The organism is Bradyrhizobium sp. Rc3b, assembly GCF_900114915.1.
In the GTDB taxonomy this organism is placed as follows: domain Bacteria; phylum Pseudomonadota; class Alphaproteobacteria; order Rhizobiales; family Xanthobacteraceae; genus Bradyrhizobium.
Window position 1 is genome coordinate 317,823 of sequence record NZ_FOUS01000007.1, and the last position, 23,642, is coordinate 341,464.

At 64.4% G+C, this 23,642-nt stretch carries 19 protein-coding genes; 10 read left to right on the forward strand and 9 right to left on the reverse strand.

The genetic code is table 11. The features are described 5' to 3' along the window. The first annotated feature begins 183 nt into the window (after positions 1-183). The 3 genes from BM190_RS18640 to BM190_RS18650 all read left to right on the forward strand — a co-directional run bounded on the left by BM190_RS18640 (position 184) and on the right by BM190_RS18650 (position 2,749). Positions 184-1,131: an IS110 family RNA-guided transposase gene (locus BM190_RS18640; protein ID WP_092257496.1), complete on the forward strand. Its 948-nt coding sequence runs from the start codon at positions 184-186 to the stop codon at positions 1,129-1,131. A 176-nt stretch (positions 1,132-1,307) separates the two neighbouring features. Beyond that, the gene (locus BM190_RS18645) at positions 1,308-1,850 is read left to right on the forward strand and encodes an RDD family protein (protein WP_092257499.1); all 543 of its coding nucleotides are present in this window, start codon (positions 1,308-1,310) and stop codon (positions 1,848-1,850) included. 122 nt (positions 1,851-1,972) lie between these two features. Continuing rightward, complete coding sequence (locus BM190_RS18650; RefSeq protein WP_018320036.1) at positions 1,973-2,749, forward strand: arginyltransferase; 777 nt, start codon at positions 1,973-1,975, stop codon at positions 2,747-2,749. A gap of 35 nt (positions 2,750-2,784) precedes the next feature. On the opposite strand, the gene BM190_RS18655 is transcribed toward BM190_RS18650, so the two are convergent. The 5 genes from BM190_RS18655 to BM190_RS18675 form a co-directional block, all read right to left on the reverse strand. After that, positions 2,785-4,266 carry a Dyp-type peroxidase gene (locus BM190_RS18655; protein WP_092257503.1) on the reverse strand — a complete coding sequence of 494 codons (1,482 nt, stop codon included), beginning with the start codon at positions 4,264-4,266 and terminating at the stop codon, positions 2,785-2,787. Next, positions 4,263-6,071 (reverse strand): hypothetical protein, encoded by a 1,809-nt coding sequence (locus BM190_RS18660; RefSeq protein WP_092257505.1) that lies wholly within the window; start codon positions 6,069-6,071, stop codon positions 4,263-4,265. The genes BM190_RS18655 and BM190_RS18660 overlap by 4 nt, the downstream gene beginning before the upstream one ends. A 20-nt stretch (positions 6,072-6,091) precedes the next feature. Next, a complete protein-coding gene (locus tag BM190_RS18665; RefSeq protein ID WP_244550674.1) occupies positions 6,092-7,222 on the reverse strand; it encodes a cytochrome P450 family protein in 1,131 nt (376 codons plus the stop codon). A 149-nt stretch (positions 7,223-7,371) separates the two neighbouring features. After that, positions 7,372-10,395, reverse strand: coding sequence for an ATP-binding protein (locus BM190_RS18670; RefSeq protein ID WP_244550675.1), 3,024 nt, complete (start codon positions 10,393-10,395; stop codon positions 7,372-7,374). A 667-nt stretch (positions 10,396-11,062) separates the two neighbouring features. Then, the gene (locus BM190_RS18675) at positions 11,063-12,415 is read right to left on the reverse strand and encodes an Nramp family divalent metal transporter (RefSeq protein ID WP_092257513.1); all 1,353 of its coding nucleotides are present in this window, start codon (positions 12,413-12,415) and stop codon (positions 11,063-11,065) included. A 167-nt stretch (positions 12,416-12,582) separates the two neighbouring features. Here BM190_RS18675 and BM190_RS18680 point away from each other — a divergent pair, with 167 nt between their 5' ends. Then, a complete protein-coding gene (locus BM190_RS18680; RefSeq protein ID WP_092257516.1) occupies positions 12,583-13,827 on the forward strand; it encodes an MFS transporter in 1,245 nt (414 codons plus the stop codon). Here BM190_RS18680 and BM190_RS18685 read toward each other — a convergent pair. Next, a complete protein-coding gene (locus tag BM190_RS18685; protein WP_092257520.1) occupies positions 13,824-15,083 on the reverse strand; it encodes an adenylate/guanylate cyclase domain-containing protein in 1,260 nt (419 codons plus the stop codon). The two genes, BM190_RS18680 and BM190_RS18685, sit on opposite strands and share 4 nt — an antisense overlap. A gap of 163 nt (positions 15,084-15,246) precedes the next feature. On the opposite strand from BM190_RS18685, the gene BM190_RS18690 reads away from it, so the two are divergent. Continuing rightward, entirely contained in the window at positions 15,247-16,401 is a 1,155-nt protein-coding gene (locus tag BM190_RS18690; protein WP_018320028.1) for an MFS transporter, read from the forward strand. 31 nt (positions 16,402-16,432) lie between these two features. Beyond that, positions 16,433-16,624 carry a hypothetical protein gene (locus BM190_RS18695; RefSeq protein ID WP_092257523.1) on the forward strand — a complete coding sequence of 64 codons (192 nt, stop codon included), beginning with the start codon at positions 16,433-16,435 and terminating at the stop codon, positions 16,622-16,624. A gap of 6 nt (positions 16,625-16,630) precedes the next feature. Here BM190_RS18695 and BM190_RS18700 read toward each other — a convergent pair whose 3' ends face one another. Beyond that, positions 16,631-17,461: an N-acyl homoserine lactonase family protein gene (locus BM190_RS18700; protein ID WP_092257526.1), complete on the reverse strand. Its 831-nt coding sequence runs from the start codon at positions 17,459-17,461 to the stop codon at positions 16,631-16,633. Between the two features lie 81 nt (positions 17,462-17,542). Then, entirely contained in the window at positions 17,543-18,517 is a 975-nt protein-coding gene (dmeF, locus tag BM190_RS18705) for a CDF family Co(II)/Ni(II) efflux transporter DmeF (RefSeq protein WP_092257529.1), read from the reverse strand. A gap of 196 nt (positions 18,518-18,713) precedes the next feature. On the opposite strand from dmeF, the gene BM190_RS18710 reads away from it, so the two are divergent. The 4 genes from BM190_RS18710 to BM190_RS39640 all read left to right on the forward strand — a co-directional run bounded on the left by BM190_RS18710 (position 18,714) and on the right by BM190_RS39640 (position 22,476). Further along, on the forward strand, positions 18,714-19,532 hold the full coding sequence (locus BM190_RS18710; RefSeq protein ID WP_026202293.1) for a chromate resistance protein ChrB domain-containing protein: 819 nt from the start codon (positions 18,714-18,716) through the stop codon (positions 19,530-19,532). Next, entirely contained in the window at positions 19,532-20,917 is a 1,386-nt protein-coding gene (gene chrA / locus BM190_RS18715) for a chromate efflux transporter (RefSeq protein WP_092257531.1), read from the forward strand. The genes BM190_RS18710 and chrA overlap by 1 nt, the downstream gene beginning before the upstream one ends. Positions 20,918-21,406: 489 nt before the next feature. Further along, positions 21,407-21,784 (forward strand): PRC-barrel domain-containing protein, encoded by a 378-nt coding sequence (locus BM190_RS18720; protein WP_092257534.1) that lies wholly within the window; start codon positions 21,407-21,409, stop codon positions 21,782-21,784. A 368-nt stretch (positions 21,785-22,152) separates the two neighbouring features. Next, positions 22,153-22,476, forward strand: coding sequence for a hypothetical protein (locus BM190_RS39640; protein WP_143109059.1), 324 nt, complete (start codon positions 22,153-22,155; stop codon positions 22,474-22,476). A 107-nt stretch (positions 22,477-22,583) separates the two neighbouring features. Here the strand turns inward: BM190_RS39640 and BM190_RS18725 are convergent, their stop codons facing one another. Then, on the reverse strand, positions 22,584-23,561 hold the full coding sequence (locus BM190_RS18725) for an ABC transporter substrate-binding protein (RefSeq protein ID WP_092257537.1): 978 nt from the start codon (positions 23,559-23,561) through the stop codon (positions 22,584-22,586). Positions 23,562-23,642: the final 81 nt, after the last annotated feature.

The window sequence follows — 23,642 nt, forward strand, 5'->3', positions numbered from 1 at the left end:
TGACCTGTTCCATGAGGAATGGCCTGCCGCGGTTTGCACCCCGCGACAGGCCGCTGGCGATCGGATCGAGCCCACCCAGAGCAGTTTATGGCTGCCCCGTAGCGTGATCGCGTCAGCACCTTCATCGGACCCGGATGGTTGCCGGAACAACTTGGTTCGCTTCACAAGGCAGGGTCGAGGAAGATGATACAGACTAGCATAACGACGGCTGGGATCGATACGTCCAAGGCTAAGCTCGATATCGCGGTTCACGGTCTAACCGAACGCTGGCAGGTCGCCAATGCCTTGCCGGGCTGGCGCGCTCTGGCAGCAAATCTGGTCAAAGCCGGCATCACGCGGGTCGGGATCGAGGCGACTGGCGGCTATGAACGTGGCGTGGTGGAGCATTTGCGGTCGGCCGGCTTCGCCGTGCTGTTACTGCAGCCGCTTCAGGTCAAGGCGTTCGGCCAGGTCCATTTGCGCCGGGCCAAGAACGATGCGCTCGACGCGGTCTTGATCGCGGCCTGCGCCGCAGCGCTCGATCCCCCAGAGGTCGCGCCGGATCCGCGATTGACCGAATTGGCCGACTATCTGACCTTCCTCGAGCAGATCGAGGAGGACATCAGGCGCTTCAAGACTCGGCTTGAGCACATCGACGAGCCTGCCTTGCGCCGCATCGTCAACAGCGACATCGCCAGGCTGAAGGCACGCAAGTCGACCCAGATCCGTGACATCGCCAAGCGCCTTCGCGCCTATGACGATCTGGCCAAGCGGCTCAAACTGGTGCTGAGCATTCCCGGCATTGGCGAGCGCACGGCGCTGGCGATCGTCATCCGCATGCCGGAGCTCGGCCGCGTCAGTCGAGAGGAAGCCGCAGCATTGGCCGGGCTGGCTCCCTTCGATTCGGATAGCGGCCAGCACCGCGGACAGCGCAAAATCGCCGGAGGCCGCAGCCGCCTGCGGCGCTCCTTGTTTGCGGCGGCCCTTCCGGCAGCATTCCGTTGGAACAGGGCCCTGATGGCGCTGTACGCCCGTCTCATGGCCAGGGGCAAGGTCCACAACGCAGCACTCATCGCCTGCGCCAGGAAGCTCCTCATTTACGCCAATACTGTCGTACAGCGCGGCACGCCATGGATCGAAAAAGAAGCCTAGCTCTTAATGGTTGCTACGTCACCGGTTTCCTGCGCGTCAGCGCCGCGCCCCATCCGCCCCCGAATCGCCGGAATATTTCGGCTTGTTAACGTCCCTGCGCCCTTGGCAGGAGAAGAGCCTGTTCCCATGTCCTGCCTTGAGGGTTTTCCTTCTGTTTCCCTCTGGGAGGACGGATCATGTCGTATGACTCGGGCAATTCGGGCGCCTGGCGCAATGACGGCGGCGCGCAGCCGCACGCCTACGACCCTGACCTGCATCCGGAATTGTTTCGCGGTGTCGCGACGCGGCGAGCGTTCGCCTTCCTGATCGACATGGTCATCGTCTCAGTGCCGGTGATCCTCGGCTATGTCTTCATCTTCGTATTCGGCGTGGTCACCCTCGGCTTTGGCTTTCTCCTGTTCGGGATCGCCTGGCCGGCCTCCGTGGTCTGGGCGATCGTCTATTACGGCGCCTGCATTGGCGGTCCCTCGTCCGGAACGATCGGCATGCGGCTGATGGATCTGGAGCTACGCACCTGGTACGGCGCACCCGGTTACTTCGTGCTCGGCGCCACCCATGCCGTGCTGTTCTATGTGACGGTCTGCTTCCTGACGCCTTTCGTCGTGCTGCTCGGCCTGTTCAACGGCCGCCGGCGCTTACTGCACGATTTCGTGCTGGGAACGGTCGTGATCAACAATTCCGTCCGCGCGCCGGTGCCGCAGGCGGCAAGGACCTGGTGATCAACCGCCTACTAACCGGGATCCACTAAGGTGACAGCTGACCTGACCTGCCGAGCTGACCAATTGACCGGGGGCTTCCGTAGCGCGATGCTGATACTCACTTTGGAGGCCCACGACGTCCCTTGACCCAGCACTCGCGCGATACCCCCCAATTTTACCTTACGGCGCCGTCCCCCTGCCCGTATCTGCCGGGTCGGCATGAGCGCAAGGTCTTCACGCACCTCGTGGGAGAGCGCGCCGGTGACCTCAACGACCTCCTGACCCATGGCGGCTTCCGCCGCAGCCAGTCGATCGCCTACCGGCCGGCCTGCGACCAGTGCCGCGCCTGCGTCTCGGTCCGGGTCATCGCCAACGAGTTCCGCCCCTCCCGCAACTTCCGCAAGGTGATGGCGCGCAACGCCGACATCATCGGCGAGCAGCGCAGCGCGGTGCCGACCTCCGAGCAATATTCGGTGTTCCGTGCCTATCTCGACGCCCGCCACCGCCATGGCGGCATGGCCGACATGACCGTGCTCGACTACGCCATGATGGTCGAGGACAGCCATGTCGAGACCCGCATTATCGAATATCGCAAGCGCGGCCCCGACAGCGGCATCACCGGCCGCGGCGAGGAGCTGATCGCGGTCGCACTCACCGATGTGCTCAGCGACGGCCTGTCGATGGTCTATTCATTCTTCGAGCCGGGCCAGGTCAGCCGCTCGATGGGCACCTTCATGATCCTCGACCACATCGCCCGCGCCCGTCGGCAAGGGTTGCCTTACGTCTATCTCGGCTACTGGATCGAGGGCTCGAAGAAGATGGACTACAAGGCCCGCTTCCTGCCGCAGCAGCGCCTCGCGCCTTCGGGCTGGCTGCGCATCGACGCGCAGGGCGACGCGGCGTCCGAGCCGCAGGATTAACCCTCAAGATTGACCCTTCGGCCTCGCGCCGGCTTTCAGGGCGCCAAGGCTGCGACGGCCTCTGAGCCGACCGCTTTGGAGGTGCCCTCGCGGCCGAGGATGAATTTGAGCGCAGAGATTCCGGGAAGGAAGAAATAGCCTCCCCCCAGCGTCCGCGTAAAAGCAGCCAGCGACACTTCCTCGCCGCTTGCCAATCCCGGCATGGAGAAGCTCCTGGTGGCAGCGGGCTTGCCGACGAGAGGGTCGTCCTGGTCGTTGAGGCAGACGAACCGGGGATTTCGCAACCAGCGCTGGTAGATGAACTCGAACTGCCGCTCGAGATCGGCGTTGCACGCGATGAAGAAGATGCCCTTGCGCGGCTTATCGTTCGCAACCTCCTCGCGATAGGGCCGACCTCGGCGCAGCAGCCGGTGCAGCTTGACCGACTTGATGCTCGATTGCACGTCGATGCCGAGCGTATCCCTCGGATTGACCCGGCGGATATGGGCTCCCTTCGGACAGCCAAAGCCGTTCGCGTCGTCGACACGAAAGCGAAATGCATCGGCTTTCGAATCCGAAATCGAAACGTCGGGATCGCCCTGCCACGACAATGGCTTTCCATTCTTTCGACGGCCCATCACCTTCTCGCAGACGGCCTGGCCGTAGACCGCTTCAAATTTCGCGAACGCGTCGACATCCTGCTCGATCTGGCGAACCGCGAGATAGGTTCCGTTCAGCGCGAAGCGGCCGCTCGTATACGTGGCATCGCCCGGCCATCGCTTGACGTTGGGGCAATAGGTCAGCTCGTCATATTCGTTGCGATAGCCCAGAATGAATTCCCCCGGGGCGACGACGCGATCCTCGTACAGGATGCCGGCATCCCGCCTGATCTTCCTGCGCTCGGCGCCGCGCTCTTCCCTAAGCTCGCTGATCACAGGCTGCGCGAGGCCATCGCGAAACCCGAAGGACTCGTACAATCTCTCTTCTTCGTCGCCCGCCTTCTGCTGGAAGGCGCAGGGATCGTTGTCGATCTTGATGACATCGAACACGCTGGGATCAGGATCCAGTTCTGCTGACTTCTCCGGCGCGCTCGCCATCTCGGCAGCGCTCCGTCGCATTCTCCATTCGCCAACCAGGACATGCACGGGGTCGCCGGCACCGCCTTCAACATCGGACCAGCGCCATTCTCGCGGGCTGTCCCTCAACAGCAACGCGCGCAGGTCGCAGCCCATGCCGCTGCTGAACGGGGACGGGAACGGATGCGCAGCAGTCTCGTCGCATCCGAGCTTTGCCAGCCCCAAATAGCTGAAAGCGATCGCGACGGCATCGTCGACGGGGTGGGTCCTCGATTTCCTGACGTCGGCGGCACTGACGACCAGCTTCTTGTCGACGAGCCCTGCGAGCCACGCCCGGGCATCGTCCTCGCGGCCCGCCTTGATCGTCAGCAGCCAGAAGCGGCTGGTCTTCAACCAGCCAAAGCCGCTTCCGAGCATTCCCTGAATGTCCTCGAGCTGTTCGGAGAGATGCGAAGCCTTCATGTTTCGATCGCCCTCATGATGAAGTCGTCGTTCCTGTCGTTGCGCTCGCCGAACAGGGCATCGCGCAGCCCGGTCGCGAGGTCGATCTCCTCGATCGTCGCTTTGCACGCGTCGAAGCGATACATGTGCGGAAGCATGCTGTCGCGGGCGTAGGACTTGAATTTCAACTCGCACTTCACCCCGCGAAAAAGCACGAAACGCGTCGGCGGAAAATCGCGCGGCACCTTGATGTCCGGCTGCCCGACCGCCGCCGATCCCCGCGGCCTCAGCGTCGTCCATCGCCAGGCCAACGTAGTCCCGATCGTCGCGCCGTTGATGAAATCGTCGAGGTAACCGCCGAAATTGCCGTCATAGTTCGAGCAGAATAGAAAGCGCCGGCCGTCCTCGATAATGTGCCAATGGCCGAAATGGATACCCGGTGCATCACCGAGCCGCCCCTCGGTGAAGAACACCCGCCCAAAGAAGGTCACGACACGCAGGGACACACGGATCCACCAGGCACTCCATCCGTTCGGGCTGCGGATATCAGTCAGGCTGACCATGTGCGCGGTCCCACTGGCCAACAGCGCTTCGCACTGGTCGATTGACGGATGAACCTGCTGGGCCCGGGCAACATCGTCTTCGTAGGGATGGAAGAACCACTTGCTCAAGGCCTCAAACCGGCGATTGATCCAGGAGAAGAAGGTCCCGATGCAGAGCAGCGCGACGATCGCAAGCACGCCGAAGAGGGCGAGCTCCCATCCCGGAACCCGCGCAGTCAAAGCCGTGATCCCTTCCATGATCGGCTTGGGATAGAAGACGAAGACTACCGCGCACACCAAAATGGCAACGAGCAACGGCACGACCACGATCCAGCCGACCACACGGGTGGAGAATGACGACCACGTCTCGGTCGGCCGTTCGAGTTCGCGGCGGACGCTGTCCACCCATCGCCGCCAGGGCGCGAACAGGGCCGGCAGCGCGACCAGGAGCAGCCACCCCAGGAACAGCAGCGCGACAAAAGCGAGAAGCGCCCTGACGCTCGCCCACACGATCTCCATGCTCACAGTGCTTATGACGTCCACCACGGACTGCATCGGGGGATTGGATGCGCCGACGAACCAGGTGATCGCGCCGAACAATCCTTTCGGCAGCGCGCCCACGAGCCAGACCAGGGCCAGCCACAAGCCGAAAATCGTGAGCCCATAGCCGACCTTTGCCGAGATGCTCGCACCCTTCCCGCGCCAATAGGACCGCGGTGCAGGCTGCATCGCCCAGTCGAAGCGCGGGTCCTGGAATGCCCGCTGCGCCAGCGCAAGCGCGAACGATGCACGGTCATCGCCGTACATGGCTCTCAACTTGCGTCCCTCGTCCCGGGTCCATATCAGGAGGTCATGCTCCTTCCTGATCTGGCGGGCCGTTCGGTCGCGAGGACCGACGAAACCGCCATCGGCGAGACTGAGCCACCCGATCAGCTTGTCGAACAATTGTCCGTTGCGCGCGCTCACCAGCGGAGGCCCGCCGCCGGGCCAGTAAGAGCTGAAGAGCGACCACATCGCGCCGCTGGGATGATGGACCAGCCTGTACAGCATGTCCTTGGGATCGATGCCTTCCTCGACGGCAAGCTCGAGCATCAGCGACGGCGCCTGCTCCTGTGCATCCGTGCGCGCCGGCAACAGTGCGATGGACGCGAATTGAATGACCGCAACATCCTCAAACAGTGCATTCAGCGCGGACTGCATGTCTCCCGAGTCGGAAAAATCCACCGCGCCGCGCCAGCCTGGCGCAATGATGCAGATCATCTGCTGACGGACCATTTTGAGCATGGACTGTCCTTCCCAATCCGTCAGACGAAGTTCACGCGCATGCGGGACATCAATGGGCCGTCATAGGCGATGGCCTTGCCCTCGCCCCGCGTGAGCCGCAGCTCGGGCAGGATCAGCAGACCAATGAGCGCACTTGTCAGGATCTCGACCGCGTAATCCTTGGCGGGACATTGGCGGGTGCCGTACCCGAACATCAGCCAGCGCAAATCCTGATGCGGCCCCCAATTGCGGGCGGGACAGAACTGACGGCTCTTCTTGACCACCCTGGAATCGAACAGGGCGGCGATCGACCAGATTGCCATCTTGCCGCCAGCGGAGCACGGCGCGTTGTGCCGCGCCCCGGTCTCGAATTCCGTATCGCGCGGCACGTCGCGCGCGAGCAGCGGAAAGATGGGCCGAAAGCGCATCAGCTCGAGCACGTGCTCGCGCACCAGATCGCGGAACTTGGCGTCTTGCCAAACGCGGGCCGGCCCGAGCCGCTCGGCTTCCGCCCGCAAGGCCCGGTGAACCCCGGAGCGCCCGAGCAACTCCTGCACGGCCAGCGCCCCCGACTGCACCGTGACCGGATGCGAAATCCAGGCAAGACCGGCGGCATTCCGCGTGATGGCGCTGGCGGTGCTGTGGACACCCCAAGCCTGTTCGATGTCGCGGCTCACGGCGGCGATACGTGCCCGCAACGCATCCGAGCAAAGTTCTGCCCGTCGCTGGACCCTCAGCGTCGCAGTGCTTCCGGCAAGGAGCTGGCCTGCGACATATCTGATTTCCAGGAGATATTGCCGTTGCAGCCCGGGGTCGTTGAAATTGCCATGCGCGCCCGCGACCACCTTGCCCGTTGCCGCCCCGAACAGCGGATCCATCGCTCGAAACACGATCCACATCAGGTAGTCGTCAATGAGGTCGAACGACTTGTTCGTGCCGAGTTGCCCAAGCTGCTCGACGCGTCGCTGAACCTCCTGATCGGCCGCGGCCGGCAAGCTCGCAGCCAGCAAAGCCAACCGGGCATCGAGCAGACGCCGGTCGTCGTGGTAGGTAGGGCCCGGATCCATGCCAATCAGGTAATCGCCGGCGGCCAGATTGGCCGCATGGGCAGAGTTCGAGAAACTCTGCGGCCTGGTCAGGACACTCTTGACCGCACTGGCGCGCGCCGCCATGCCGAACCAGCCCCCCGCAAACGGCCAAAGCCGAAACAGGGCACCGACGGCTCGCAACGCCCTCGGACGGCGATTGGCCCAACAGAAGATCCCATAGGAGAGGCTGCGGAGCCCCGGCGGCATTGCATCAGGAGTGCCAGCTGAGATTTTCATGCTGCGTACCCGTCCTTCCGCCAATCTGCGAGCGCCGCGGCGGCCCGCATCCGGTAGTGAGGCATGCCCAGACGCTCCGCCGCCTCGGCGGTTCGCTTGAAATGCGCTTCGGCCCCGGCCTGATCGCCGACTTGCCGCAGCGTTTCGGCGAGCTCGTACAGGGCTTCGGTCTGGTGTCCGTATTCCTCGGCGGCCTGCTCGACCGCCTTGCGTCCGACGGCGATCGCATCGTCCAGTCGTCCGAGCTTGCGATAGGCGACACCCAGGCTGACGCGCATGAACGTCCTGCCATAGGGGCCGGCCGCCTCGTAGATGCGATCGGCGAATCCCTTCTCCAGCATGGGCACCGCTTCGGCAGCCTTGCCATTGCGCGCCAGCGCGCTGCCAAGAACGCCGGTGCAGACGGACAGCATGGTCGGCACGTTGTGCGTCATGCATTGCTGCACACCCGTGCGCATCAGGGACTCGGCACGGTCGAGCTCCTCGCGTTCGACCCAGATCTGCGATTGGACCGTGTCGATCAACAGACGGGAATATGGGTGATCGATGTTCGACAGAATCTCATAGCTCTTGGCGAAGAAATCGTCCGCCGCACCGCCATCCCCGAGGCGCCACAGCGTGCTGGCATGAAATGCGTACAGGTTGATGATCGGAATCGCCGCCCAGCCCGGCTGGACATAATGCGCCGACAATTCCGGTTCGTAGTCCGACAGCAGGATGCGGCCTTCGGCCGCCGCGTCCGCGTACCGCCCGAGCGCATGCAGATGCATGAGGCGGGTCTGATGCGCCGCCATCATCATGTGACGACGCTGTGCGAGGCGAGCCGCTTCCAGTCCCTGCGAAGCGTAGCCCAGACCTTGCTCGAAACGTCCGCGCATCCACAGAAACACTGCCGTCTCGGTCGAAACCGCCGCTCGTGCACGCTGATCGTTCAGTTGCACGGCGATGGCTTCAGCCCGCTCCATGTTGTCGAAGATCTCGTCGATCTGCCCGAGAGCCAGCATTGCGCCAATGGCCTCCAGCCGGAGCGCGAGCTCCAGGGTCTGGGCGGTCGTCGCGCCCTCGACGCGCCGTGCCGCCTGGATGCCCTTCTCCAGCAATTGGACGGCCTCCCGATTGGCCGAGCGCGAGATGGCACGCGCCATCGACTTGACGGCGAATCTTGCCGCCTGCTCCCATTCCTCGCCCCCGAAGGCATGATGCGCCAGTGCCGGCGCGGCATCGACATCGGCGGCCCCGGGCTGGGCGTGCAGCGCCAGGAAGGCCTGGCGATGCAGCGCCTTGAGCCTGGCGCGCGTGAGCACCCCAAGCACGACGTCACGGACCAAGGCATGGCGGAACGCGAAGGCGTGCGATCCGTGCGAGCCCCTCGCCTGATCCGGACTCGTCAGCAATCCGGATGCGACACAAAGGCCTAGCAATTCTTCGGCGCGATCGAGGTCCACGGCCTGCATCGCGGCAACCAGATCGCGCGTGATGGGATCACCAAGGATGGCCGCAGCCTCGAGCGCCGACTTTGCGGCTTCGGGCAGCCTGTCGACCCGCGCCCCGATCACCGCCGCGATGGAGCCCGGCACCCGCAGCTCTCCGAGAGGCCTCTGCAAACGGTAGGCGCCGGGGGTCCCTTCCAGCGACCCGTCATCGATCAGCGTGAAAACCAGTTGCTCCAGGAAGAAGGGATTGCCGTCGGCGCGCGCGACCAGTTCGGTCATGACGCCAAGCACGGACGGATCATCGCCGAGACAGGCGCGCGCGAGCTGGAGCATTTCTCCGTCGCCCAGCGGCTCGATCACGCGCTCGGAAAACCAGGACGCCCGACGCCACTGATGGTCGAAATCCGGGCGATAAGTGACGCAAATCAGGACCGGCATCGCCTGAAGTTTTGGAAGCAGGCCCTCGAACAGCCGCCGGCTCTCGCGGTCGGCCAGGAAGACGTCCTCGAGCACGAGCAGGAAAGCGCCGGACCGCACGCGTCTGCGCACGAGCCAGAGCAACGCCTCGCCGATCCGGCGCCGTCGTTGCGCCGGGTTCAGCGCCAGCCAGGCCTCATCCGGCGCCGCAAGTCCCAAGAGATCATTGACCGCCGCCAGATGCTCGGCGCCGTCATCGGGCCATTTCGCAATCAACGCCTGCTTGGCGGAATGCCGAATGTCTGCCGCGCTGGTTTGCGCAAGCCCGACCAAACTTGCGGTCAGATCGGTGGCGGTGCTGTAGGCCCGCGTGCTCGCATACCCTCTCGCCTGCGAAAAGCAGACGTCCACGCCCTCTTGCGCGAGGCTGTCCATCCAGTCGACGATCAGGCGCGACTTGCCGATCCCGGCATCGCCACACAACCCGATGGTTCGCATTCCGGACTTTTGAACGGTCTCCAGGGTCCCTTCCAGGACCCTCAAGGTGTCTTCGCGTCCGATCAGAGGCGCCCAGCGCGGCTTCCGCGTCAATGGCGCGGCCGCCGAACTTTCGGTCTCCACCACGACTTCATGCACTTCGATCGGAACATCCAGTCCGCGCACGATCCGCACGCCCGCCGTACGCGTGTCGATCTGCTGCGCGACCAGCCGCTGCGTCGCGGCGCTGATCAGGATGCCGCCGGGCGGCGCCATCTTCTCAAGTCGCGAAGCGAGATGGATTGTCTTTCCGTCCGCGCCGTAGTGCGACCACCGGTACTGTCCGACGATACCGACCAGCACCTCGCCCGAATTGATACCGATGCGCAGCGTCGGGCTGACGACGCCTCCGATATCTTGGGCTGGAATGGATGCTCTCTGCATCTTGAGAGCGGCAAGGCACGCCCGCAGGGCGTGGTCCTCCTGCGCCACGGGCGCGCCGAACAAGGCGACGAGGCCATCGCCGAGCAACTGGCTCACCGTGCCGCCATAGGTCTCGACCGCGTCAGCCAACCGGTCCAATGCCCTGCCGAGATAGGCGCGGGCTTCCTCGGGGTCGACATGCTGCAAAAGGGAGGTCGAATTGCAGACGTCGACGAACAGCACGCTGACCTGCTTGTTTTCAGTCAGCATCTGCGAGCGAACGGGAAGATGATGGTGCAGCTGGACGACGTGCGCATCGCGCTCGGGGGCGCCCGGCTCCTCCGCGTTACGATTGAGACTCGCGCCACATTGAGAGCAGAAGCGATGCTCGCGGGAAATACGGGCTGAACAAGCGGGACACCTGGTCACGGCAGCACACACTCATCAATGACTTGAACGAAATTACCAACGCGTTCTGGCTTGAACATCGCCCCTTCGAGGCGTGAACCCGCTCAGCAGAAAAACAAGCTGTCGAACAATCCAAACGATCAAATCAAAAATTTCGTGCGCCAACTCTATTCGCGCACAACCGATAGATGAGTCCGGAGAATTGCAGTGGCCGCTCTTGGTCCGGCGCAGGATCCGCCGATCATCCCGCCGGAAGCAAAATCAATGCTGAAACAGGGGTTATTATTGTACGCCCGGTCAGCAATTGCAACTAGTATACGCGCGCCGCACAAATTGAAAAGTGACAGTTTGCCAAATCGAGTTCCGACTCCAGGTTTTGCAACCCCTGCGCGCGAAATCGAAAGCAAAGTCGCCAGCTAAGACATCTAACGGGGCAGATGCTCACTTTCGCAAAGGTCACGCTCGCTGCCTGATCTGGGGCCGTTCGAGCAAGGCCCACTTGAACGGGCCGGATAGATAGCCGCCGCCCTCACCCGAACAGCGTATCTACCAGCAGCTTCACGTTCAAAATCACGATGACGCCCGCGACGATCCACGCGATCGCCGCGACATATCCCGGAATCGCGAACTGCCCCATCTTGCGACGGTCGGAGACGAAGCGGACGAGCGGGATCACCGCAAACGGCAGCTGCATCGACAGCACGACCTGGCTGAACACCAGCAGATCAGCGGTGCCGCGCTCGCCATAGATCGCCGTCACCACGATCACCGGAACGATGGCGATGCCGCGGGTGAGCAGGCGGCGCGCCCAGCTCGGCAGGCGCAGGTCGAGAAAGCCTTCCATCACGATCTGGCCGGCGAGCGTCGCCGTCACCGTCGAGTTCAGGCCGGAGGCGAGCAACGCCACCGCGAACAGCGTCGAGGCGATGCCGAGGCCGAGCAGCGGCGACAGCAGCTCGAAGGCCTGGCCGATCTCGGCAACGTCGGAATGGCCGCTCTTGTGGAAGGTTGCGGCTGCGACCACCAGGATCGCGGCATTGATGAACAGCGCCAGCATCAGGGCGATGGTCGAGTCCGTCGTCGCCCATTTGATCGCCTCGCGCCGGCCGGTGTCATTGCGCTCATAGGCGCGCGTCTGCACGATCGAGGAATGCAAATAGAGATTATGCGGCATCACTGTCGCGCCGATGATCCCGATCGCGATGTAGAGCATCTCGGGGTTGGTGAAGATCTCGCTCTTCGGCATGAAGCCGTGCAGGACCTCCGCAACCGGCGGCGCCGCAGCCACGATCTGGACCGCGAAGCAGACCGCGATCACCGCCAGGAGTGCGATGACGAAGGCTTCGAGGAAGCGGAAGCCGCGATTCATCAGCAGCAGCAGCAGGAACGCATCGAGGGCCGCGAGCAGCGCGCCGCCGATCAGGGGAATGCCGAACAGCAGCTTCAGCGCGATCGCGGTGCCGATGACCTCGGCGAGATCGCAGGCAATGATCGCCGCCTCGCAGGCGAGCCAGAGCAGGAAATTCACCGCCGGCGAATAGGTGGCGCGGCAGGCCTGCGCGAGGTCGCGGTCGGTGACGATGCCGAGCCGTGCCGCCAGCGACTGCAGCAGGATCGCCATCAAATTCGAAAGCAGGATGACCGACAGCAGCGTGTAGCCGAACTTGGAGCCACCGGCGAGGTCGGTCGCCCAATTGCCGGGGTCCATGTAGCCGACCGAGACCAGATAGCCCGGGCCGACAAAGGCGAGCAGCCGGCGCCACCAGCGGCCCGCGGCCGGAATGGCGACCGTGGCGTTGACCTCGGCGAGACTTTTGGTGACGGGCGCATCAGCGCGCCAGCCGGCGACGTCGGGACTCAAATCAGGCGATCGGGCATCCATGGGGCGAGAATACCGAAATCGAGTCTTATTGCAACTCATTTGCAACTGCATCTAGCGGCATGGGTTCCCGTTCCTGCCGTTATTCGCCGCCGTGTCGGGAAGCGGGTGGGTTTGGCGGCCGTTGGCGCCGGATACTGGCGCCAACCCGACTTTGCAGGAAATGAGCCATGTCAAACCCGCCTCGCCTCCCCGACACCTTTGGCCGCCTCGCCTGGTCCAACCTCGCGGCGCAGTCGGCCGAGCAGATCGCGCTGGCCGCAGCTCCCATCGTCGCCGTGCTCACGCTCGGGGTCGCGGAAGGCCAGACCGGCCTGCTGCAGACCGCGCTGACCCTGCCCTTCGTGCTGTTCGCGATTCCGGCCGGCCTGCTCGCCGACCGCATCTCGCGCCGCTCGCTGATGGCCGGGGCCGAGGCGCTGCGGGCGGTGGCCCTCGGGACAATCGTGCTGCTACTCGCGCTCGGCGCCCTCAATCTTCCGCTGCTGGCGCTGCTCGGCTTCGCAGCCGTGTGCGGCACCGTCGTCTACAGCGTGGCCGCGCCGGCGCTGGTGCCGTCGTTGGTGAGCTCCGACCTCCTGCCGGCGGCGAATGCCCGGATCGAGCTGGCGCGCACCGTCGCCTTTGCCAGCGGACCCGCCCTCGGCGGCGCACTGGTGGGATGGTGGGGCGCGAGCCCGGCGTTCGGCTTCGCCGCGGCGCTCTCGGCGATTGCGGTGGTGCTGCTCTCGGGCATCTTCGAACCGGCGCGCGCGCCCGCCCCGCGGCGACATCCGTTCCAGGATATCCGCGAAGGCGCGGCCTTCGTATTCCATCATCCGCTGCTGCGGCCGGTGTTCATCACCCAGTTCATCTTCAACACCGGCTGGTTCCTGCAGATCGCGGTGTTCGTGCCCTATGCCGTGCGCCATCTCGGCCTCACCGCCGCCGGCGTCGGCACGGTGCTGACCATGTACGGCGTCGGCATGGTGATCGGCGCGCTGTTCGCGACGCGCGTGATGCAGCGCGTGGCTTTCGGCACCGTCGTCGGCCTCGGCCCGGTGACGGGCTTCGTTGCAGCTGTGGTGATGGCGCTGACGGTGCTGGTCCCCTCGCCCTGGCTCGCGGCGTTGAGCTTCTTCCTGCTCGGCGTCGGGCCGATCCTCTGGGTGATTTCGACCACGACGCTGCGCCAGTCGGTGACGCCGCCACGCCTCTTGGGCCGCGTCTCTGCCATCAACATCATGAGCTACGGCGCGCGCCCGCTCGGCTCGGCGCTGGGCGCGGTCGTCGGCGGCCTCTGGAGCGCCGAAGCCTGCCTTTATCTCGCGGCCGCCGTGTTCGGCGCGCAGGCGCTGGTGATCTGGCTGTCGCCGGCCGTGGCGCTGGATCGGCAGCCGGACATGGTGGGGGATGAAGTCGCGGCGCGGTGCTAATTCGCCAGGTACCGCTCGTAGCTGCCCGTCACCGGCTCGCTGGCGTCGACCTCGGGATCGAGCGTGTAGAGATCCTGCGCGCGGCCGATGCCGCGCAGCGCGTAGCGGCCGGTGGAGACGAGATAGCGCCGGCCGGCGGCATCCAGGCCCTTGTAGAATTCCGCCGATGCCAACAGCTCGCGGTCGACCGAGCGGCTCATCGAGGCGATGCGGCTGACCTCGTTGACGGTCGGGCCGACCACCGTGAAATCGAGCCGGTCCTCGCTGCCGATATTGCCATAGAAGACCTCACCGACATGCAGGCCGATATAGGCCGACGTGGTCGGACGGCCGTCGGCCTCGCGCCGCTTGTTCAGCGCCGCGACGTTCTTGCGGAACAGATGCTCGGCGCGGAGCGCAGCGCGCCGCGCATCCGCCATGTCCTCACCCCAGAACATCGCGAGCACGCCGTCCCCGATCAGCTTGAGCACGTCGCCGCCGGCCTCGTGGATCGCGTCGATCACGGCCTGCGCGTAGTCGTTGAGGAACGGGATGATCTCGTCGGGGCCGATGCTCTCGCTGATTCCGGTCGAACCGCGCAGATCCGAGTACCAGAGCACGGCGTTGATGCGCTCGGTGACGCCGCGCGAGATGCGGCCGCGCAGCACCTGCTCGGAGGCGTCGCGGCCGAGATAGACGCGCCCGAGCGTGCGCGCGATGTCGACCTGCTGGGCCGATTTGATCGCGAGCCCCAGCACCGGCACGAGATCGCGCAGCGCTTCGAGCGCGCCGCCGGAGAAGCCGCTGTCGCGGCGCGTGGTCCAGCAGGAGTAGAGGCAGTCCATCAGGCCGAGCGCGCCGTTCTCGCCGAAGCGATGCACGAAGGCGAGATAGTGCTTGTGGCCTTTTTCGGCGAGCTCGCCGATCTGGGAGAAATCCATCGACGGCGCGTCGGCCAGATCGATCACCATCTCGTCGTGGCCATGCTCCAGCATGTGGAAGAACACCGAGCGGCGCCAGCTTGCGGCGGCGTCGCCCTCGGCGGTCGAGCGGTATTCGAACGCGTCGCTCTCGTTGCTGGGACGGTCGCTCCAGCGGAAGCCGCGGCCCTCATAGATCGGATGCAGCGTGTCGATCACGACCAGCGCACGCGACAGCTCCAGCCCCTCGGCGCGGCAGCGCTCGCAGAAGCCGCGGAGCAGTTCGTTTTCGGGAAGGCCCGTGAGCCCCTGGCCGGTCAGCCAGTTCATCAGCGCAAGGCGCGAGGTCAATTGCATGCGCCATTATGGCGTGCATTCGTGACGGGCGAAAGGCCGCGCGCGAACGTGCGCAACGAGGCTCCCGCCCGCAGCAGGTCGAATATGCCACAGGCGCGGTTGACGCGCTGTCGTGCCGGCTGCAAATGGAACCGATGTCACTGCCGACCAGAAATACAGGAATATGAGCCAGCGCCAGCTTCCGATCATCCTGGCGCTCGGCACCACGCAGACCCTGGCCTGGGCGTCCAGCTATTATCTGCCGGCGCTGATCGCCGATCCCATGGCGCGTGACCTCGGCGTCTCTTCCAACTGGATCTTTGGCGCGTTCTCGGCCTCGCTGGTGATCTCGGCGATGCTCGGCCCGCGCATCGGCCGTCAGATCGATCTCGTCGGCGGCCGGCAGGTGCTGTCGGCTTCGAACCTGACCATTGCCGCCGGCCTCGCGCTGCTTGGCTTCGCACATTCCGTCCCGGTGATGGTGTTCGCCTGGCTCGTGCTCGGCATCGGCATGGCGATGGGGCTCTACGACGCCGCCTTCGCCGCGCTGGGGCGCATCTACGGCACCGAGGCGCGCAGGCCCATCACTGGCATCACGCTGATGGCGGGCTTCGCCTCCACCGTCGGCTGGCCGCTCACGGCCTGGGGCCTGTCCCATATCGGCTGGCGCGAGACCTGCTTTGCCTGGGCCGCTGCCAACATCCTGATCGGCCTGCCGCTCAACTTCTTCATGCTGCCGACGATCAAGGGCGCCAGGCAGGCGGCGGCGGCCGAGAAGCCGCATCTGCCGCTCGACCGCACCATGGTCCTGCTCGCCTTCATCTTCGCGGCGGTGTGGACCGTCACCGGCGCCATGGCCGCGCATTTCCCGCGCATCCTCGAGACGACAGGCGCAACGCCGGTCGAGGCGATCGCCGCCGGCGCGCTGATCGGCCCGGCCCAGGTCGGCGCGCGCATCCTGGAAGCCGGCTTCCTCAGCCGCTTCCATCCACTGTGGTCGACCCGGCTTGCCTGCCTCACCCACCCGATCGGCGCAGTGATCGTGGCGATCTTCGGCGGCGCCGCGGCGAGCGCGTTCGCGCTGTTCCACGGCTCGGGCAACGGCATTTTGACGATCGCGCGCGGCACGCTGCCGCTCTCGATCTTCGGCCCGAAGGATTTCGGCTACCGTCTCGGCATCATCGGCGCGCCGGCACGGATGGCGCAGGCGGTGGCGCCGCTGACCTTCGGCCTGCTGATCGACCTCATGGGCGCCAAGGTGCTGATCGTCTCGTCCGCGCTCAGCCTCTCGGCGCTGGCGGCGTTGTTCCTGATCCGCACCAAGCCGCGGCCGGATTGACCATGCCCGAGGTTTCGCGCACAAGCAGGCCATGACCGAGGACGCTGGCCCGCCCCGCACATTCAAAAGCCTCCTGCGCTGGGCCACCACCCCGCCGCAGGCCTGGGGCGTCTACCTCCTCGCCGTTCTCTTGATCTGGCTGGTCTCATTCTACGCCGGCACCCTCAAGCCGAAGAAGACGCCGGACGCGAGCCCGCCCACAGTGACGGCACCAAAAGGCTGATCCGCCTTAGTCGTAAAACTCCGGCGCCAGCTTCTGGCTGTCGCGCTGGGCCTTGTCGTGGTTGATCCAGAGCTGCGCCTTCTCCTTGGCCAGGGTGTCGGCGATCTTCTGCATCGAGGCCGCGGTCTGGTCCTTGTCGACGTTCATGCTGGGCACGCGGCGGTTGTCCCAATTATCCCTAAAATGGACGGCGTCGCCCGACAGCACCACCGCGCCGGTCTTCGGCAGTTTCACCAGCAGCGACTGATGCCCGGGCGTGTGGCCGGGCGTCGACAGGATGGTCACGCTGCCATCGCCGAACACGTCCTTGTCGCCGTTGAGCAGCTCGACCGGGTGCGATGGCTTGAAGCGCGGCTGGTTGTTGGCGCCGGGCCAGTCATATTCGGCCTTCTGCACGTAGAGCGTGGCCTGCGGGAACAGCTCGACATTGCCGGTGTGGTCGGGGTGCGTGTGCGAGACGGCCATCGCCTTGACGTCATCGGGCTTCAGCCCAAGCTGTTCGAGCTGGGCGGCAAGCGTCTTCGGCCGGCGCCAGGTGACGGCCTTGGGATCGGCGGGCACGAGGCCGTCGGGCATGCTCGCGACGGAATCGGCGATGCCGGTGTCCCACAGGAACCAGCCCTTGCTGTGCTTGACGAGGTAGCAGGTGTCGACGAAGTCCATCGACTTGCCTTCGTTCAGGCCGGGCGTCCAGCGCGAGATATCACCTGCGGTGCCCTCGCCGCAGTTGAGCACATAGAGCTTCTCGACGCCGGCCTTTTCCGATTGCGCCAGCGCCGCGGGGCCGGACAGAGCGAGCGCAGCGAGGGCGACAGCGAACGTGATCCTGGGCATCATTGTTCCTCCGGTACAGCCATGCGGGCTGCGACCGAGGATCAATCCCGGCCGCATCGCAGAATTCCGCTCGCGCGGTTCACGTCAATGCAGGCAGGTCTCGACCTCCACCGTGACGTGGCTAAGGCCCTTCAGCTCGGCGAGCCGCTGCTTGTAGACGGCCGGCTGCTTCGGCTTGTCGGACACCACCGAGAGCAGCACGGCGCAATGGCCGGGACCGACCTGCCACAGGTGCAGATCAGTGACGCGGTCGTCGCCGACCTCCATGCGCGCCCGGATCACCCGCTCCAGCTTCTCATCGGCGCGCACGTCGAGCAGCACCGCGCCCGACGTCTTGATCAAGCCGAACGCCCAGCTCGCGATCACCACGCTGCCGATCAGGCCGACCGCCGGATCGGCCCAGACCCAGCCCGAATACATGGCGACGGCAAGAGCTGCGATCGCCAGCACCGAGGTCGCGGCATCGGCCATGACATGGACATAGGCCGCGCGAAGGTTGTTGTCGTGATGGTGGTGATGGCCGTGATGATCATGGTCGTGATCCCCGTGGGCATCATGCGCATGGCTGTGGCCGTGATCATGGCCGTGATGGTGATGATCGTGGCTGCCCTGCAGCAGCCACGCGCTGGCGAGGTTGACGCAAAGTCCGAGGACGGCCACCGCGATCGCCTCGCCATATACGATCGGCACCGGATTGATCAGCCGCAGCACGCTCTCATAGGCGATCTCGACCGCGATCAATCCCAAAATGATCGCGCTGGCGAAGGCGGCGAGATCGCCGAACTTGCCGGTGCCGAAGGTGAAATGCGCATTGCCCAGATGCCGCCGCGCGAAACGATAGGCGAAGGCGGCGATGCCGAGCGCGGCCGCATGCGTGCCCATGTGCCAGCCGTCGGCGAGCAGCGCCATCGAACCGAACAGCGAGCCGGCGACAATCTCACCGACCATCATGACCAGCGTCAGGACGACCACGAACCAGGTGCGCCGCTCGTTCTCGTCGTGCTTCTGGCCGAGAAAGGCGTGGTCATGGGTCCATTGTTCGATGGAATGGGAATGCATCGAATTCTCCAGGGGATTCAGGTCTTCTGGGTTCAGTATAGACCGGCGGGCAGCACTTTTCGAAGGTCCAATCGTCCTGCGGATTGACAGTGCTTCTTAGTTTCGATGTAATCTGCGCCATGGGGATTTGAGCGATCTCCCCACGAGGCGACACGCCCAAGCATCGCGTCCCGTTCGGTTCTTGCGAGGACGCATCATGTCTACATTCACGACCATATCGTCTGACAAATTGGCACGGTTGATCGGCACGGCGAACACGCCTGTCCTGATCGACGTGCGGACTGAAGAGGATTTTGCCGCCGACCGGCGGCTGATCCCCGGCTCTATCAAGCTCAGCCACGAGAATGTGACCGACTGGGGCGGCGACTTCGCCGGCCGCCGGGCTGTCGTCTCGTGCTTCCGCGGCGAGAAGCTCGCGCAGGGCACGGCGGCCTGGCTCCGCCAGCTCGGCGTGGAGGCCGAGACTCTCGAGGGCGGCTTCGAGGGCTGGAAGGCGGCCAAGCTGCCGCTGGTCGACGCCCGCAAGCTGCCGCCGCGCGATGCCAAGGGGCGCACGGTCTGGGTCACGCGGGCGCGGCCGAAGGTCGACCGCATCGCCTGCCCCTGGCTGATCCGCCGCTTCGTCGATCCCAATGCGGTGTTCCTGTATGTGGCGCCGTCCGAGGTGGTCGCCGTCGGCGAGCGATTCAATGCTGCCCCCTTCGACATCGAGAACGTGTTCTGGAGTCACCGCGGCGAGCTCTGCACCTTCGACGTGATGATCGAGGAGTTCGGCATTGCGACGCCGCCTTTGCTGCGGCTGGCCACGCTGGTGCGCGGCGCCGACACCGCGCGGCCCGACCTCGCCCCGGAGGCGCCCGGCCTGCTCGCGGCCTCGCTCGGGCTATCGCGGATGTATGACGACGACCTCGCGCAGCTCGAGGCCGGCATGACGCTCTACGATGCCTTCTACCGCTGGTGCCGCGACGCCACCACCGAGACCCACAACTGGCCGACCAACAAGGTGAAGGCGTAATGGACACGCGGAATGTTCAAGCAGGAGCTGATGCCGGTCACGGCATCAGCTTCAACGAAGCGTTCCGCGTCTGGCTTCGCGTCGCCTGCCTGAGCTTCGGCGGGCCCGCGGGCCAGATCGCGGTGATGCACCGCATCCTGGTCGAGGAGAAGAAGTGGATCTCCGAAGGCCGTTTCCTGCATGCCCTGAATTACTGCATGCTGTTGCCGGGACCGGAGGCGCAGCAGCTCGCCACCTATGTCGGCTGGCTGATGCATCGCACTGCCGGCGGGCTGATGGCGGGGGGGCTGTTCATCCTGCCCGGCATCATCGCCATCATGGGCCTCAGCTACATCTACGCGGCTTTCGGCAACGTCAGCTTCGTCGAGGCGCTGTTCTTCGGCCTCAAGGCCGCCGTGCTCGCCATCGTCATCGAGGCCGTGGTACGCGTCGGCAAGCGCGCGCTGAAGAACCGCATCATGATCGCGCTCGCGGCAATCGCCTTCGTCGCGATCTTCTTCTTCGCAGTGCCCTTCCCGATCATCATCATCGCCGCCGGCCTTATCGGTTATGCCGGCGCGCGAAGCGGCCGCGCCGAATTCGCGCCGGCCGATCACGGCCATGGCGCTAGCGGCGCCGCGATCGACAGCATGCTCGGCGAAGCCGTGCCCGACCACGTCAAACCCAACATCGCGCGCGCGATCCGGGTCGGCGCACTGTGGCTGGCGCTCTGGCTGGTGCCTGTCATCGCACTGCTCCTGGTGCTCGGGCAAGGCAACGTCTTCAGCCAGATCGCGCTGTTCTTCTCGAAAATGTCGCTGGTCACCTTCGGCGGCGCCTATGCGGTGCTGGCCTATGTCGCCCAGCAGGCCGTCGAGCACTATCACTGGCTGAAGCCGCACGAGATGCTCGACGGCCTCGGCATGGCCGAGACCACGCCGGGGCCGCTGATCATGGTGCTCCAGTTCGTGGGCTTCATGGCGGCCTATCGCGACCCGAGCGGCCTGTCGCCGATGCTGGCGGCGACGCTCGGCGGATTGCTCGCGACCTGGGTCACCTTCACGCCGTGCTTCCTCTGGATCTTCGTCGGCGCCCCCTATATCGAGCGCCTGCGCGGCAACACCGGCCTCGCCGGCGCGCTCAGTGCGATCACCGCCGCCGTCGTCGGCGTGATCCTCAACCTCTCGATCTGGTTCGCGCTCCACACGCTGTTCCGCGAGACCGTGCCGGTGCATGCGTTTCCGCTGAACTTCGATATGCCGGTGCTGAGAAGCGTCGATTTGCCGGCGCTGCTGCTGGCGATCGCAGCAGCAACGGCGATCTTCCGGCTCAAGCTGGGCATGCTGACGGTGCTGGCGGGCAGCTGCGCGGCGGGCGTGGCGCTAAGGCTGGCGGGGGTGATTTGAGGCACGTACTCGTCGGTTCGTTGGTCCGGTTTGCTGTTGGAAGGCGACATCGAAGCCGACGCGGCTGCATGGCGGCTTTGGGCCAACAAGAGACTCGTGCATCGCACTCGGCCGTGGTCGCCTGAACTATCGGTAGAGCCACGCCGAGGTTGCGCGCCGTACTGGGCACCTCATCGGCCAACAACAGCTTATGCATCGGGTTGTCGGGATTGACCAGGATCGCGATTTGCGAGGCCCCGGGCACCAATTCCCGGAGGATTTCTATTCGCTTTGCTACGAAATATTGCGTCGCAAAGCGGCGCGAAGCGACCCCGCCGGTCGTCGCCAGATCTGCGCCTCATCGTCGTCCCTCTGTTTGAGCTCTTAAAGTCCATGTCAGCGTCGCCAGGCTGGTCATCGGCGCTACGACCGTTACGCCTAACGCAGGAACACCCTCGGAGCGGCAGAGTTAAGCCGACAAACCACCTACCCCATGAAGGAGAAAAAGTCATGGCCCGCGCAACAGCCCATCCGGATCATCACTGCATCTCAAGCGAAGACATTCAAGGAACCGAGGTGTATGGAGCAGATGGAAAGAATATCGGTGAGATTGATCACCTAATTATCGACAAGGTGTCAGGTCGCGTGGCTTATGCCGTTATGAGCTTCGGCGGATTTGTCGGCTTGGGTCACAGCCATTACCCCATTCCCTGGGGCGCTCTGACGTATGACACGTCACTTGAAGGCTTCCGAACCAATATCACGGAGCAACAGCTGAGGGACGCGCCTGAGTTTAGCGATGACTCCTGGGAAGATCGAAATTGGGAGACCCAAACCCACCGGTATTACGGGACGCCCACCTACTGGGAAGGGCGAGGTGGCCTATAACGCCGACTAGATCAGCGATTTCCGATCGTGAGTGCCGTCTGAACTGATCGGCCGGCCCCCACGCGGTCGGATCAGATCTGGCAGGTTTTGATTTCGTCCCAAGGTTAGGAACCCCAATCCGGTCGCCAATGGCGGCGAGGTCTCAAGCTTGGATGACGTTCGCTGCCGCATTGTCGAGCGAAACTCTGGCCTGTTCCTGATCCATTGGCGCAGCCTTGCCAGCCGCACTGTGGGCCCCCCGATGTCCCGTTCGGGTCACGAGTGCCATTTGGAATGGTAGGCTGGTTGCTTTCGGTCTCCCCAATGAGCCTCCTGGCTTTCGCCCTACCGGCTCGGCGCGAGAGCGTACGTACGCCTAAGGAAGAGGGATGACTGTTTCAGAGGAAGTCCGAGTTTGGCGGTTACGAGCGCGAGTCTTTGCGGTTGCTGGAGCCCTATGTCTCGCCTTGATTTTCTTGCTGAAGATTCTCGATCCAACCGAGTTCGCGAAAGGCTTGATTGGTCCGCTTGTTCTGGTGCTCGTCTTTCTTTGGCTGTACGGGCTGTTTTGCACCTATCGGTATTGGAAAGATTTTAGAGAAGATGAAGTACGGCGCGGCGGATCAGCGGAAACCGCGCGTGAAAAATGGCATAACTGCACCCGCCCCCAGGCTAGATGCCGGTGGGCCGCAACGAGCCAAAAGCAGCAATAAACGCCATCCTGGATTGCCGTCGGGATTGCCTCTGAAAGCCGAACTGACACGGGTTCGAGCCATCAGCTGCTAAGGGTCATATCCGGACTCATGCAGCGCAGCAAATTCTATTCAATCACTTCATCCGCGCGAAGGAGCAACGAGGTCGGCACGGTGACGCCGAGCGCTTTGGCAGTCTTCATGTTGATCACTAGCTGGAATTTGGTCGGCTGCTCGACCGGCAGATCGGAAGGCTTCGTGCCTTTGAGGATCTTATTGACGTAACCGCCTGCACGGCGGAACAGATCGGCTATATCGGGGCCATAAACGACCAATCCGCCATTCGCGAATTCTCGTGAGAGATGAATAGCGGGCAAACGATGTTTCGCCGCGAGCGCAACAATTCGGGGGCCCTGGACTACAGTCAGAGGGTCGCCAAGAACGATCATTGCATCGGGGCGCTGGGCGGCGGCTGAGGCAAAGGCGGTATCGAGCTGCTCAGCCGAGGTCGCCTCCACTATCGGCAGAGCCACGCCCAGGTTCCGGGCTGTGGGAGGAACCTCCTCGACTAATATCAGCCTGTGCATTGGATTGCCCGGATTGACTAAGAGCGCGATTTTCGAAGCGCCGGGCACTAGTTCGCGGAGGATTTCGATTTGCTTTCCGATTGTTACCCCTGCGGAGGTCGCGAGACCCGTTATATTGCCGCCTGGACGCGATAGGCTTTGCACGAGGCCAAGCCCCACGGGATCGAACACTGCCACGAATACGATTGGGATGGTGGCAGTTGCGGATTTCAGGGCTGTGGTTGCCCGCGGCGCCGCAGCGACGAGCACATCGGGACTGAGAGCAATCAGGTCGGCAACTGAAGCTGGCAGTCGGTCTGGGGGTTGGGAAAAACGATACTCGACAATCAGGTTTCTTCCATCGATCCAGCCGTGCTTTTGCAGCCCATCAAATAACGCAAGCTCGGCTTGATTGAGGGCCCGCCCGCTCCCATCACCTATAGCAAGGAAGCCAAGTCGATGGTGTCTACCCTGCGCCCACGAACGTCTCGGCGAAACGAGCAGCGCCGCAGTACCCGCTATGAACTCCCGCCGCTTCATTCGATCCTCATCGCAGCTTGAGGACGAGGTGACGCAGCGTATCACGCATCGATGGTCGTCGCACCTGCTGAGGCGGCAATT

What these genes read in the sequence shown, in the direction of transcription:
- BM190_RS18645 (WP_092257499.1), top strand. Translation starts at nt 1,308, where the DNA reads ATGTCGTATGACTCGGGCAATTCGGGCGCCTGGCGCAATGACGGCGGC.
- BM190_RS18685 (WP_092257520.1), bottom strand. Translation starts at nt 15,083, where the DNA reads ATGCAATTGACCTCGCGCCTTGCGCTGATGAACTGGCTGACCGGCCAG.
- BM190_RS18665 (WP_244550674.1), bottom strand. Translation starts at nt 7,222, where the DNA reads ATGGCGGCGCGCGCCAGTGCGGTCAAGAGTGTCCTGACCAGGCCGCAG.
- BM190_RS18690 (WP_018320028.1), top strand. Translation starts at nt 15,247, where the DNA reads ATGAGCCAGCGCCAGCTTCCGATCATCCTGGCGCTCGGCACCACGCAG.
- BM190_RS39640 (WP_143109059.1), top strand. Translation starts at nt 22,153, where the DNA reads ATGACTGTTTCAGAGGAAGTCCGAGTTTGGCGGTTACGAGCGCGAGTC.
- BM190_RS18640 (WP_092257496.1), top strand. Translation starts at nt 184, where the DNA reads ATGATACAGACTAGCATAACGACGGCTGGGATCGATACGTCCAAGGCT.
- BM190_RS18660 (WP_092257505.1), bottom strand. Translation starts at nt 6,071, where the DNA reads ATGCTCAAAATGGTCCGTCAGCAGATGATCTGCATCATTGCGCCAGGC.
- chrA (WP_092257531.1), top strand. Translation starts at nt 19,532, where the DNA reads ATGGACACGCGGAATGTTCAAGCAGGAGCTGATGCCGGTCACGGCATC.
- BM190_RS18680 (WP_092257516.1), top strand. Translation starts at nt 12,583, where the DNA reads ATGTCAAACCCGCCTCGCCTCCCCGACACCTTTGGCCGCCTCGCCTGG.
- BM190_RS18725 (WP_092257537.1), bottom strand. Translation starts at nt 23,561, where the DNA reads ATGAAGCGGCGGGAGTTCATAGCGGGTACTGCGGCGCTGCTCGTTTCG.
- BM190_RS18675 (WP_092257513.1), bottom strand. Translation starts at nt 12,415, where the DNA reads ATGGATGCCCGATCGCCTGATTTGAGTCCCGACGTCGCCGGCTGGCGC.
- BM190_RS18710 (WP_026202293.1), top strand. Translation starts at nt 18,714, where the DNA reads ATGTCTACATTCACGACCATATCGTCTGACAAATTGGCACGGTTGATC.
- BM190_RS18720 (WP_092257534.1), top strand. Translation starts at nt 21,407, where the DNA reads ATGGCCCGCGCAACAGCCCATCCGGATCATCACTGCATCTCAAGCGAA.
- dmeF (WP_092257529.1), bottom strand. Translation starts at nt 18,517, where the DNA reads ATGCATTCCCATTCCATCGAACAATGGACCCATGACCACGCCTTTCTC.
- BM190_RS18655 (WP_092257503.1), bottom strand. Translation starts at nt 4,266, where the DNA reads ATGAAGGCTTCGCATCTCTCCGAACAGCTCGAGGACATTCAGGGAATG.
- BM190_RS18700 (WP_092257526.1), bottom strand. Translation starts at nt 17,461, where the DNA reads ATGATGCCCAGGATCACGTTCGCTGTCGCCCTCGCTGCGCTCGCTCTG.
- BM190_RS18670 (WP_244550675.1), bottom strand. Translation starts at nt 10,395, where the DNA reads ATGCTGACTGAAAACAAGCAGGTCAGCGTGCTGTTCGTCGACGTCTGC.
- BM190_RS18695 (WP_092257523.1), top strand. Translation starts at nt 16,433, where the DNA reads ATGACCGAGGACGCTGGCCCGCCCCGCACATTCAAAAGCCTCCTGCGC.